This window comes from Endozoicomonas sp. ALC013 (assembly GCF_049310205.1).
Taxonomy (GTDB): Bacteria; Pseudomonadota; Gammaproteobacteria; order Pseudomonadales; family Endozoicomonadaceae; genus Endozoicomonas.
Genome location: NZ_JBLYNS010000150.1, coordinates 1 through 11,223 on the forward strand (window position 1 = coordinate 1; position 11,223 = coordinate 11,223).

At 48.3% G+C, this 11,223-nt stretch carries 13 protein-coding genes; 4 read left to right on the forward strand and 9 right to left on the reverse strand.

Annotated features, from left to right (window positions below):
- Positions 1-516: 516 nt before the first annotated feature.
- Both ACO6V1_RS19880 and ACO6V1_RS19885 read right to left on the reverse strand, forming a co-directional pair.
- Complete coding sequence (locus tag ACO6V1_RS19880) at positions 517-936, reverse strand: type II toxin-antitoxin system VapC family toxin (RefSeq protein WP_422445156.1); 420 nt, start codon at positions 934-936, stop codon at positions 517-519.
- Positions 936-1,193, reverse strand: coding sequence for a type II toxin-antitoxin system Phd/YefM family antitoxin (locus tag ACO6V1_RS19885; protein WP_422445154.1), 258 nt, complete (start codon positions 1,191-1,193; stop codon positions 936-938). The genes ACO6V1_RS19880 and ACO6V1_RS19885 overlap by 1 nt, the downstream gene beginning before the upstream one ends.
- Positions 1,194-1,316: 123 nt before the next feature.
- Here ACO6V1_RS19885 and ACO6V1_RS19890 point away from each other — a divergent pair, with 123 nt between their 5' ends.
- The gene (locus ACO6V1_RS19890) at positions 1,317-2,801 is read left to right on the forward strand and encodes a mannose-1-phosphate guanylyltransferase/mannose-6-phosphate isomerase (RefSeq protein WP_422468161.1); all 1,485 of its coding nucleotides are present in this window, start codon (positions 1,317-1,319) and stop codon (positions 2,799-2,801) included.
- Positions 2,802-2,980: 179 nt separating this feature from the next.
- On the opposite strand, the gene ACO6V1_RS19895 is transcribed toward ACO6V1_RS19890, so the two are convergent.
- The gene (locus ACO6V1_RS19895) at positions 2,981-3,415 is read right to left on the reverse strand and encodes a DUF29 domain-containing protein (protein ID WP_422468163.1); all 435 of its coding nucleotides are present in this window, start codon (positions 3,413-3,415) and stop codon (positions 2,981-2,983) included.
- Between the two features lie 415 nt (positions 3,416-3,830).
- Here ACO6V1_RS19895 and ACO6V1_RS19900 point away from each other — a divergent pair, with 415 nt between their 5' ends.
- Positions 3,831-4,325 (forward strand): CvpA family protein, encoded by a 495-nt coding sequence (locus ACO6V1_RS19900; protein ID WP_422468165.1) that lies wholly within the window; start codon positions 3,831-3,833, stop codon positions 4,323-4,325.
- Here ACO6V1_RS19900 and ACO6V1_RS19905 read toward each other — a convergent pair whose 3' ends face one another.
- On the reverse strand, positions 4,326-4,724 hold the full coding sequence (locus ACO6V1_RS19905; protein WP_422445148.1) for a type II toxin-antitoxin system VapC family toxin: 399 nt from the start codon (positions 4,722-4,724) through the stop codon (positions 4,326-4,328).
- Complete coding sequence (locus tag ACO6V1_RS19910) at positions 4,721-5,092, reverse strand: type II toxin-antitoxin system Phd/YefM family antitoxin (RefSeq protein WP_422460124.1); 372 nt, start codon at positions 5,090-5,092, stop codon at positions 4,721-4,723. The genes ACO6V1_RS19905 and ACO6V1_RS19910 overlap by 4 nt, the downstream gene beginning before the upstream one ends.
- A gap of 239 nt (positions 5,093-5,331) precedes the next feature.
- On the opposite strand from ACO6V1_RS19910, the gene purF reads away from it, so the two are divergent.
- Positions 5,332-6,834, forward strand: a complete 1,503-nt coding sequence (purF, locus tag ACO6V1_RS19915) for an amidophosphoribosyltransferase (RefSeq protein WP_422468167.1) — start codon at positions 5,332-5,334, stop codon at positions 6,832-6,834.
- A gap of 141 nt (positions 6,835-6,975) precedes the next feature.
- Here the strand turns inward: purF and ACO6V1_RS19920 are convergent, their stop codons facing one another.
- The 4 genes from ACO6V1_RS19920 to ACO6V1_RS19935 all read right to left on the reverse strand — a co-directional run bounded on the left by ACO6V1_RS19920 (position 6,976) and on the right by ACO6V1_RS19935 (position 10,411).
- Complete coding sequence (locus ACO6V1_RS19920) at positions 6,976-7,371, reverse strand: hypothetical protein (RefSeq protein WP_422445142.1); 396 nt, start codon at positions 7,369-7,371, stop codon at positions 6,976-6,978.
- Positions 7,372-8,175: 804 nt separating this feature from the next.
- The gene (locus ACO6V1_RS19925) at positions 8,176-8,394 is read right to left on the reverse strand and encodes a hypothetical protein (protein ID WP_422445140.1); all 219 of its coding nucleotides are present in this window, start codon (positions 8,392-8,394) and stop codon (positions 8,176-8,178) included.
- Between the two features lie 160 nt (positions 8,395-8,554).
- Positions 8,555-9,283, reverse strand: coding sequence for a hypothetical protein (locus ACO6V1_RS19930; RefSeq protein ID WP_422468169.1), 729 nt, complete (start codon positions 9,281-9,283; stop codon positions 8,555-8,557).
- A 441-nt stretch (positions 9,284-9,724) separates the two neighbouring features.
- Positions 9,725-10,411 carry a hypothetical protein gene (locus ACO6V1_RS19935; RefSeq protein WP_422468172.1) on the reverse strand — a complete coding sequence of 229 codons (687 nt, stop codon included), beginning with the start codon at positions 10,409-10,411 and terminating at the stop codon, positions 9,725-9,727.
- A gap of 587 nt (positions 10,412-10,998) precedes the next feature.
- Here ACO6V1_RS19935 and ACO6V1_RS19940 point away from each other — a divergent pair.
- Positions 10,999-11,223: hypothetical protein (locus tag ACO6V1_RS19940; protein WP_422468174.1), on the forward strand; the 225-nt coding region annotated here is incomplete at its 3' end.

An 11,223-nucleotide genomic window follows, 5' to 3' on the forward strand; every position in this document is an offset into this window, starting at 1 on the left:
CGAAGAGAAAAGCCATGGTAGAATGGAAACACGTCTTCATATAGTCAGTGATATCTTTGATGAATTCGTTAATCTTTCTTTTGATTGGAAAGGAATGAAAACGCTCGGGATTATTTTGTCTGCCAGAATGGAAAATGGATGTTGCAATGAGAGAAGATGATTGTCGAATCAGAAGAGGCAATGCAGCTGAAATGCTCACTGGTTTTCGACATATGGCAGTTAAATATGTTGAACAATACCAAAACCTTTAAAGCTGGTCTGAAGCGGAAGCAGAAAAAGGCCGCCATGAGCACTCGATATCTGTCTGAAGTCCTCGCAGGGTGCGGGGTTTCATGATTTTTACCTGGCGTATTATCGGAGGTGAGCTGGTTTTTTATCCACTTGGTACCATATTAGCGAAAGTCGATACGCTATTCAGAATGCTGTCAGGCTTAATCAGCGCCATCAAAAAAAAACAAGATAACCACTCCCGGGAAACATGACTTCCACAGAAAAAAACTATTTCCAATTCCCAGTTCAAAAGTCCCAAGGATTGAACAGTTTTGCACCTGACTGTTCAAAGTCCCTGATGTTCCTGGTAACAACGGTCATTTGATGAATGATAGCGGTGGCGGCAATCATTGCGTCCCGCTCAGACTTCGGGTTTGGGATATGCAACTGGGCGCAGTGTAGGGCAATCGGGGTATCCAGTACCAAAATGCGCCCCTCAAAGGCGGGAAGCATTCGCTGGTCCATCCACGCTCTGAGCACTTTACCCTGCTGCGGGTCTTTCCTCTCTTTTAACAGGATGCCCATTTCTATTTCCAGAACGCTGATCACCGAAAGGTAGAGTTCATTCGGTACCACGGATCCGGCCCATCGACTTACCGCAGGACTGCCTTTGCCTGTGCTGCATTTGCGTAGCTCAGAAACAACGTTGGTATCAAGCAGGTACATCAGGAAAAATCTGCCGGTTTCAGGAAGTTGTCTTTTAAAGGCTCCGCTTCCAGGTCGGTATCTTCCGTTTCGGGCATAGCCAGCAGTTCAAGAATATTGGCAGCATTGCGGGTGATCTCTTTATAGTGATCGATATTGAGCAAAACGTGCGTGACGTTCCCTCTGTCAGAAATAAATACCGGTCGCTTAAGCGCCGATCGCTTAGCCTCCGTGACATTCTGGTTAAATGTCCGTGATGAAATGGTCGTTATACTCATGCCACTAGCCCTATTAACAATTCACTGTGTAGTAATGTAGCTACATTATTTGCACTTTTCAAAATTTATATAAACTGTTTTTATTTTTGAGTCTTGTCTCATAACCCACAACCCAAAACATCTATGAACTTAATACCCATAATAATATCCGGCGGTTGTGGCAGTCGCCTCTGGCCTCAATCCAGGGCTCTGTATCCGAAGCAGTTTCTGCCACTGGTCAATGATCAGACCATGTTTCAGAATACCGTGGCCCGGCTGGATGGTCTGGATGCTGCGGGCGCTCCAGTGGTGATTGCCAATGAGGATCATCGTTTTCTGGTGGCGGAGCAGCTTCGTCAGATGGGGCGCAGTGCCGAGGCGATTATTCTGGAGCCGGTGGGCAGGAATACGGCACCTGCGGTTGCTTTGGCGGCTTTAAAAGCTTTGGAGCAAGGAGATCATCAGGAAGAGTCGGTGTTGCTGGTGCTGGCGGCGGATCATGTGATTCAGGATAAAAAGGCGTTTCATCGGGCGGTTGAGGCGGCGTTGCCGACGACAATGGAAGGTAAATTGGTGACGTTTGGTATTGTGCCTGCCCATCCGGAAACGGGGTATGGCTATATCAAGGCGGGTGACAAGTTAATTGGTAATCAGGGAGTAGCTGATAAAACGAATGAGCCTGAATCCCCGGCTCACGACACATCACTGACAACTATCTACTCTGTAACAGAGTTTGTTGAGAAGCCGGATCAGGAGACTGCTCAGGACTATCTGACTTCTGGTGATTATTACTGGAACTCCGGCATGTTTATGTTTAAAGCTTCCCGTTATCTTGAAGAACTGAAGCAGTTCCGGCCAGATATTCTGGCAGCCTGTGAAAAAGCGATGATGGTTCAGAATCCTGACCTTGATTTTATCCGGCTGGATGAAGACGCCTTCAGGGCATGCCCGGATGACTCTATCGACTATGCGGTGATGGAAAAAACGACGGATGCCGTTGTTGTTCCGTTGGATGCGGGATGGTCTGATGTTGGTTCCTGGTCTTCTCTTGCCGATATTTCTGAGCAGGATGAGCTGGGGAACTCGGTTCAGGGGGATGTTCTGCTACAGGATACTACCAATAGCTATGTACGCAGTGAGAAAAAGCTGATTGCAACGGTTGGGGTCAATGATCTTGTCGTGGTAGAAAGCGACGATGCCATTCTGGTTGCGCATAAAGATCAGGTGCAGGATGTCAAGAAGGTAGTTGAGTCGCTCAAAGCCGCAGGACGACCTGAGGTGAATCTGCATCGGAAGGTTTGTCGGCCCTGGGGAGCTTATGACGCCATTGATATGGGTGAGCGTTTTCAGGTCAAGCGCATTATGGTCAAACCAGGTGCCAGGTTGTCGTTGCAGAAGCATTATCATCGTGCTGAGCACTGGATTGTGGTGAAGGGCACAGCAATGGTGGAAATTGATGGGAAAGAGGTTTTGTTAACCGAAAATCAGTCCACTTATATTCCTATTGGAGCGGTGCATCGGCTGGAGAACCCGGGGAAGTTTGACCTTGAATTGATCGAAGTTCAAAGTGGCGGGTATCTTGGTGAAGATGATATTGAGCGTTTTGAGGATACCTATGGAAGAGCTTGAGGTGATTTCATGGCATGAGTAACCCTCAGCTTAGGAATTGTTTATTATTTCCGTTCACCCTGAGGCTTGTCGAAGGGGCGTGCCACCGAACTTCGACAAGCTCAGTCCGAACGGAGTCAGGGAATGAAAATAGGGAAGTCATTTTCAGACAACTCATTAGTCATTGTCCTTAATGGTGGTCAGGGTTTGAAATTGGCATCGACCACCTCTTCAAACCGCCATGGGCACAGGTTCGGAAATGATGAGGTGGGTATCCCGGTTTCATCATGAGCATCTTCCACTGCATCTCCGTAGGCGAGAGGCAACATTTCAGGAATTTTTGACTTCAGGCCGGCGTTAGCCCTTAACAGTCGGCGTATCTGTTTTCTCTGTTCTTTGATGGTGCTTTCCCAGCTATGGCCGGTGAGTTGTTTGTCTGGTTGGTATTGCCATTTCAGCAGGTGCATCAGCAGTACTGTCAGACGGGATTGCAGTGCCCGATAGTCACTTCGGCCCATGCCCTCGATTTCCTCAAGAAGGTTATGAAGATCCAGTTCGGCTATCCGGCCACTGCGTATCAGTTCTGCCTGTTGCTGAGTCCAGCTGTAAAAGTCTGTCTGGTATAAATCCTTCATGGGGAGGGCTCCATTATTTCAGTCAGTGCAGAAAAGCTTTAATACCCGTGCACCCTGTTCATCCTGAGGGCCAGTCGAAGGGCGGAAACGCCGGACTCTGATAGATCGTGCCAAGCACCCTTCGACTCCGCTCAGGGTGAACGGAGATTCGACTCCGCTCAGGGTGAGCGGAGATTCGACTCCGCTCAGGGTGAGCGGAGATTCGACTTCGCTCAGGGTGAGCGGAGATTCGACTTCGCTCAGGGCGAACGGAGGTTGTACACGTCAAACTCATTGAAACCATGTACTAGCTGCTGCGCTATCTTACTGTCGTTAAAGAGAGTGTTTGCTGTATTATTGATCAGCCACAGAGTTATCGTGTATTTAGACAGCTTCCAGCATAGCATGGTTCCATTGTTTGTTAAGGAGTTAGGTATTGACTTTCACCTGGATCGACTGGCTGATCGCCGGTATTGTTATCATCTCCTCGCTTATCAGTTTAAAGCGCGGTTTTTTTAAAGAGGTTCTCTCCCTGTTGACCTGGCTGGCCGCTATTTTTGTTGCCTGGTCGTTTGGTGGTGCCCTGTCAGAGCGATTGACTGATTACATAGCCACTCCATCTGTTCGGGTAATGGCCGCCTGTGCCTTGTTGTTTGTGGCAACGCTGATGGTCGGTGCGCTGGTTAATCGTATTATTGCTGAACTGGTTCAGGCGACAGGGTTGTCGGGGACTGACCGTATTCTGGGTATGGCGTTTGGTGGTTTGCGAGGCTGTTTACTGGTGACGATTCTCGTTGGCCTGATGACGCTGGCTCCCCTGGAGCAGGATCAGGCCTGGCAGCAGTCGGTACTTTTACCCCATTTTATGCTGCTGGCTGACTGGTCCAAGCAGACAGTTTTTGATGTTATGGGGCCGTTGATGCAAAGCTGACTAACTGATGGTTTTTACATGAGAATAAGTCAGTATCTTCTCATCGGCAGTTACCAGTGGTGCGGCTAATGATCTGGATAGCGCGACAATAATCCGGTCTGCCGGGTCTTTATGGAACTGGCCAGGTAATCGGGTGGATTCAATGGCCACTTTGTTGCTTAAGGGTTCGAAATGCAGTGAATCCACCTGCTGCGCCAATCCCAGCCAGGAGTCCAGATCCATGGTCAGATTCAGTCGACCTCTGTTGACCAGCATGGCGATCTCCCAGCTGGTGATGGTGGATACTATCAGGCAACCGTTGTTTTTCTGTTCCTGTTCAATGGCATTACGTGCGGCTGTACTAAGTTTATGACAGCCGGACAGCCACCAGATCAGGATATGGGTATCAAGGACGATCAATGGTTGGCCTCCCAGTCTTCATCGGCAACGGGGGTGGTTGGGTCATCATAGGAAAGTACCGATCCCCGCAGGGTTTCCATGGGTGTTTTTGATGCCCTGTGGCATGGCTCTGAGATTCCTGAATAAGAGCTGTCATTCACCTCGACCGACGTATCGGTAATGCTCTTATCGTAAGCAACCTTCCCCTTTAATAATCCATGCCCCCTGTTATCTGCGGCTGTTGTATATGGCACCAGCCGCATGACCGGTTTTTTACGCTGGGTGATGATAATGTCGGCATTTTCTTCCAGAGCCAGGCGCACTAATTCCGAGAGCCTGGTTTTCGCTTCATGCATACCAACGGTTATCTGGGTTGATTCTTTTGTCATGGCGGGTATTTCTAGCTAATTGAACTAGTTTAAACATAGTTACTTGACCCGTATTGTGCAAAAACTTTTTCGCAGTTTGCTGATCTTAAGGGAAGTTGTGGTTTTCGTAATCCTCTGATTTAGCGTATTATCTCAGGCTCTCCGTTATCAGGGATAAACGGGTTTAAAGTGATTGAACAGGCAATTTTAATCATTAGTTCCGATAACGATATTAGCTGATCAATCCTGAGGATGAGTGCATGTGTGGAATTGTCGGTATTTCGGCAACGGTGAATGTTAACCAGCTGTTGTTCGATGCGCTGACTGTGCTGCAACACAGGGGGCAGGACGCTGCGGGGATGGTGACTCTTGATGAAGGTCGCTTTTTCCTGCGTAAAGATAACGGGCTGGTGAAGGATGTCTTTCGTACCCGTCATATGAAGCGGCTTAATGGCTGCTCCGGCCTTGGGCATGTTCGATACCCGACGGCGGGTACTTCCAGTTCAGCAGAAGCCCAGCCATTCTATGTTAACTCGCCTTATGGCATCGCTTTAGCCCATAACGGCAACCTGACCAATGCGGATGATATCAAACAGTCGTTGTTTGCCAGTGACCTCCGCCACATTAATACCCACTCCGACTCTGAAATCCTGCTGAATGTTTTTGCCCATGAATTGGCCAAAGAGGGTAAGCATAAACCGCTGGCAGAAGATATTTTCAACGCAGTAACCGGTGTTTACCAGCGCTGTGAAGGTGGCTTTGCTGTGGTGGCTCTGATTAATGGTCATGGCATGGTCGGTTTCCGGGATCCCCATGGCATTCGGCCGCTGGTATACGGTAAGCGGGAGACTGAGAACGGTGCTGAGTATATGCTGGCCTCAGAATCAGTGGCCCTTGATGCCCTGGACTTTGAGCTGGTGGGTGATGTTGCTCCGGGGGAAGCCATTTATATTGATGAGCAGCGGCAGCTCCATACTTTCCAGTGTGTACCCGGTAAGCTGACTCCCTGCATGTTTGAGTACGTGTATCTGGCCCGCCCGGATTCCAGCCTGGATGGTATTTTTATCTATCAGTCCCGTCTGCGTATGGGGCAGACGCTGGCCAATAAAATCCTCCGGGAATGGCCTGATCATGATATTGATGTGGTGATGCCCATTCCGGATACCAGCCGAAACTCTGCCCTGGAGATGGCAACCCGCCTGGGTCTGCCTTATCGGGAAGGTTTTGTTAAGAATCGTTATATTGGCCGGACCTTTATCATGCCCGGTCAGGCCATTCGCAAGAAGTCTGTACGGCAGAAGCTGAATGCCATTCATCAGGAGTTTGCCGGTAAGAATGTGCTGCTGGTGGATGACTCCATTGTCCGTGGCACCACCTGTGAGCAGATTATTGAGATGGCCAGGGATGCCGGGGCCGAAAAGGTGTATTTCTGTTCAGCGGCTCCTGCCATTCGTTATCCCAATGTATACGGCATTGATATGCCAACCCGGGAAGAACTGATTGCCCATGGTCGTACGGATCAGGAGGTTTGTGAACAGATCGGTGCCGATAAACTGATTTTTCAGGATCTGGATGATCTTAAGAAAGCGGTTTCTTCTCTTAATCAGGCCATTGACGATTTCGATTGCTCCGTGTTTGATGGTTGTTATGTAGCCGGTAATATTGATGCTCATTATCTGGAGCAGCTGGCTTCCAGCCGGAACGATGATAGTCGTCAGGCGGAGAGTGATATTATTGATCTTCATAACGAAGGGGATCTCTGACTTGTTTTGCTTAATGGAGATTTATTGGTACATGCTGGTGATCTGAAGGGATCGCATGTCAAACGAAAACCGCCACTGGCGGTTTCTCCGTTTGGCCAGCTCGTCTAATATGGGTTGTTGTTCGAGTTACAACATATCGGATTAACCCGGTCTAGAGGTTGGGGATTCGGTGGTCGAGTCTTTGGTGGGCGAGTCTTCGGTTGTCGGGGTTTTGGTGGTCGAGTCTTCGATGGTTGAGTCTTTGGTGGTCGAGTCTTTGGTTGTCGGGGTTTTGGTGGTCGAGTCTTCGGTTGTCGGAGTTTTGGTGGTCGAGTCTTTGGTTGTCGGGGTTTTGGTGGTCGAGTCTTCGGTTGTCGGGGTTTTGTTGGTCGAGTCTTCGATGGTTGAGTCTTTGGTGGTCGAGTCTTTGGTTGTCGGGGTTTTGGTGATCGAGGCTCCGATGGTCGAGGATTCGGTGGCCGGGGTTTTAGTGGTCAGGGCTTCGGTGGTCGTGGTTTTGGAGATCGGTCTTTTGTTGGTTGTATGTCGACCAGACAAAGCCGTTGTAACAGGCGCTGCTGCAACTGTATAATTAGCGCTGCCCCACTTTTTGTCTTGACAAAAAGCATCCATCGAATTGTGATATACGCCGAAAGAATATTTGTCACTTGGGATTGTGAGTAAACCAGATTTATTGGTGCATTGTGATGAATTTTGATAGCACGTTATAGAACGATCAGCGGGAACTACTCCGTCTGGATTGCTTTTCCAAGTTGCGACACGCACTCGGCGTAGTGGGAGAAGTTCATTACAACATAACGGATTAACCTTATCATTTCCTGTACATGTAACGCATACTGCTGTACAGGTCGGTTCTTCGGTAGTCGGTTCTTCTGTAGACGTTAGTCTGGTAGTCGGTACTTTGGTGGTCGTGGTGTTGTAAGTTTTATTTTGGCCAGACAACGCCGTTACATCAGGAACTACTGCACCTGGAAGGGTTACATTTCGGGCAGACAACGCCGTTGCAACAGGAGCTGCTGCACCTAAAAGGGTTAACGCATAAATACCACCTGAAGTGGCCCCAAGCAACCCAATGGCTGTAGCTGCTGCCAGAAAAGGGTGATTGGCAACCCATTTAATCGCCCTGGTTCCAAAACTTCGTTTATCCTGACTCGCACCCGATTCGGCATCGCTTTGTGGAACCTGACCGTAATTCTTAAGCTCAATAAGATTTGAATAACCTGCTCGATCCATAATAATGCTCCTGACTTTAAGACTTGGTAGATGGCGTCATGCCCTATTGTAGATCGGTGAATCAGTAAAAAGTTCACGCAGGAGCGACCTTTTGGCCGGTTAATATCGTTAATTCTTCGACTCACCCATTCGACCTGAATGCAGCAGCTGCCGGTAATCCTTATTCGTTGACAGAATCACCGTTTTGACATTGGCGGCATTGGCATTGTGGGTAATGGCACCAATCACGTCGTCTTCTTCTATGCCGTTATGACGAATCTTCATTCGTCCCATCTGGTGGAAAGCATTATTGAATTCAACCAGCTTCTGGCGAAAGACCATCGGCATCGGCTTACGCTACGCTTCAGGCTTTTTCTCTTCGGTGATGCAATGTTCTTTACAGCTTATCGACATGAGGATGTTAATGTTTGCCTCTGATTTTTCGGTTGGAAACCGAACCCGCCGGATTCGGCACACTGGCTGCCTTGGCAACCAGGGCATACGGGTATTAGCGGATTCTATAAATGGCGTTGCCCGAACCAAGGTGTTGACAATAACGATCAGTTGAATCAAGTCTATTTAAAATATTATTGTAGCTATAGAATAATGGAGAATGATTGGTACATAGTTCTGATTTACCATTGTCGCAGCTAAGAGGTGTAATCTTACCGTTACTGACAATGTAGTCTCGTCCGAGAAACCCGGTCTTCCAATATGGGGTGGGTGCGTCACAACATATCGTTTTAATCCGGTGATTTTCTGAACAAGTAGCGTTTATTGCATAATAAGTGCAATCGTGCCTCCTGCAGAGGGCGTTCAATTTTTCCTCATCATATGATCTAAAAAAGCTCGGGGCTTGAGTGGTCGAGGTTTGAGTGGTCGAGGCTTGAGTGGTCGAGGCTTGAGTGGTCGAGGCTTGAGTGGTCGAGGTTTGAGTGGTCGAGGCTTGAGTGGTCGAGGCATTGGTGGCCAGGGCTTTGGCGGTTACATTTCGGGAAGACAACGCTGATGCAACAGGTGCTGCTGCGCCCAACAGGGTTAAGCCATAAATGCCAGCAGACGCAACCCCAACTACCCCAATGATTGCAGTTGCTGTCAGAAAAGGGTGACGGACAATCCATTTAAACGCCCGGGTCCCACAACTTCGATCATCCTGCCTTACACCCGATTCAGTATCGTTTTGTGGAGCTTGTGCGTAATTATGAAGCTCGAAATTTGAACAACTTGCTGGATCCATAATAACACTCCTGATTTAAAAATTTGGTAGATGGCGTCATGCGCATTTGTAGATTCGTGGTTCAGTAAAAAGTTCACGTAGAAGCGACATTTGGCCGGGTACTGTTGGTAATCCTTCATCCAGCAGGAGGCTGTTCAAGAATAGCGCCCGTCTGGGCGACCCCGTAGCGAGGACGACAGAAAATTGAGGATAAAAATTTGGTTTTGTGAGGTGAATGGCTGAGCTATTTGCCGAACATAAAAGGATGCTGAGTCGAGCATCGGCCACTTGCTGCAGCCAGCGGGCTTTTCGTCTTTTGACCTGCGCACATCAACGGTGGTGGCCTCCAGCACGGCCTGTTTTTTTTTCTTTTCGCTGATGCATCACCCTTTGAAGCACATCGACATGTGGATGTTAATGTTTGCCTCTGGTTTTTCGGCTGGCAACCAAGGCTTACGGGTATTAGGGGATTCTGTAAATAGCTTTACCCCACCCATTTTGTTGACAAAAATCCTTCATTGAATGAAAGAAACCTTTTTCACCACTCAATGATGGAGATTGATTGGTACATGCTTGTGATTTTGTTGTGCAATTGACGGGTTGTCCGTTTGGCTGACTCATCCAATATGAGGAGTTGAGGGATCCTAGACAACATGACGGATTAACCCGGGGATTTCCTGTGCATTCAGCGCTTTTTGCATTAAAAGCGCAGGGAGCCTTGCATTCAGAGTTCAAATATTTCTCATCTTCTGATCTAAAGATCGGGGCTTTGGTGGTCAGGGCTTCGGTGGTCGGGGCTTTGGTGGTCAGGGCTTCGGTGGTCGGGGCTTTGGTGGTCAGGGCTTTGGTGGTCAGGGCTTCGGTGGTTGAGATATTGGTGGCCAGGGTTTCGGTGGTTACATTTCGGGAAGACAGCGCCTTTGCAACAGGAGCTGCTGCACCCAACAGGGTTAAGCCATAAATGCCAGCAGACGCAGCCCCAAGCAACCCTATGGTTGCAACTGCTGCCAGAAAAGGGTGACTGACAATCCATTTAAACACCTTGGTCCCACAACTCCGACCATCCCGCCTTACACCCGATTCAGTATCGTTTCGTGGAGCTTGTGCGTAATTATGAAGCGCAATATCTGAACAACTTGCTCGATCCATAATAACACTCCTGATTTAAAACTTTGTTGGTAGCTGGCATCACGCAGATTTGTAGACCCGTGGATCAGTAAAAAGTTCACGTAGTAGAAGTGACATTATGGCCGGTTACTGTTGGTAATCCTTTAGTAGTGGGAAATCATGAAAGCTCGCAGAACTGTTAGGCTCAATGGCAATAAAAACATACCCTTACAGAGCAAAATACAAATCCAGTGTTTTATACAAAAAAGATGCTGAGTCGAGCATAGGCCACTTGCAGCAGCCAGCGGGCTTTTCGTCTTTTGTCGTGAGTACAGTAATGGTGGCCTCCGGCACGGACCTGTCTTTTTTCTTTTCACTTTTAGCGGGTTCGAAGGGGGCAGCCTCGCCAGGGGCTTGTGGAAAAATCGAAGTTGGGGATGATAATGTTTACCTATGTTTCGGCTGGAAAACGAACTTGCCGGATTCGGCACGGTGGTTACCCTGACAATCAGGGCGTACGGGTATCAGGGATTCTGTAAATAGCTTTACCCCATCCTTTGGATTGGCAAAGTTTATCTACTGTATCATAGCGAAATCCACTACTATCTTTGCCAACACGATCTGCGCTAATGAATAATGAAGAATTATTGGTACATTCTGATGATGATGATGATGATGAGGCGCATTTCAAATATGTAACGTCAGGTTTACTCCAATCTCCGGTTCGTCCGTTTGCCCAGCTGAGCCAATATGGGTTGAATTTGTTACAACATATCGGTCTAACATGGAAATTTTTTGTGCATTCAGCGCTTACTGCTTTAAAAGCGCAGTTGGGAGTCTTGCAAAGGGAGTTC

What these genes read in the sequence shown, in the direction of transcription:
- ACO6V1_RS19930 (WP_422468169.1), bottom strand. Translation starts at nt 9,283, where the DNA reads ATGGATCCAGCAAGTTGTTCAAATTTCGAGCTTCATAATTACGCACAA.
- ACO6V1_RS19935 (WP_422468172.1), bottom strand. Translation starts at nt 10,411, where the DNA reads ATGGATCGAGCAAGTTGTTCAGATATTGCGCTTCATAATTACGCACAA.
- ACO6V1_RS19925 (WP_422445140.1), bottom strand. Translation starts at nt 8,394, where the DNA reads ATGCCGATGGTCTTTCGCCAGAAGCTGGTTGAATTCAATAATGCTTTC.
- ACO6V1_RS19885 (WP_422445154.1), bottom strand. Translation starts at nt 1,193, where the DNA reads ATGAGTATAACGACCATTTCATCACGGACATTTAACCAGAATGTCACG.
- ACO6V1_RS19880 (WP_422445156.1), bottom strand. Translation starts at nt 936, where the DNA reads ATGTACCTGCTTGATACCAACGTTGTTTCTGAGCTACGCAAATGCAGC.
- ACO6V1_RS19890 (WP_422468161.1), top strand. Translation starts at nt 1,317, where the DNA reads ATGAACTTAATACCCATAATAATATCCGGCGGTTGTGGCAGTCGCCTC.
- purF (WP_422468167.1), top strand. Translation starts at nt 5,332, where the DNA reads ATGTGTGGAATTGTCGGTATTTCGGCAACGGTGAATGTTAACCAGCTG.
- ACO6V1_RS19910 (WP_422460124.1), bottom strand. Translation starts at nt 5,092, where the DNA reads ATGACAAAAGAATCAACCCAGATAACCGTTGGTATGCATGAAGCGAAA.
- ACO6V1_RS19895 (WP_422468163.1), bottom strand. Translation starts at nt 3,415, where the DNA reads ATGAAGGATTTATACCAGACAGACTTTTACAGCTGGACTCAGCAACAG.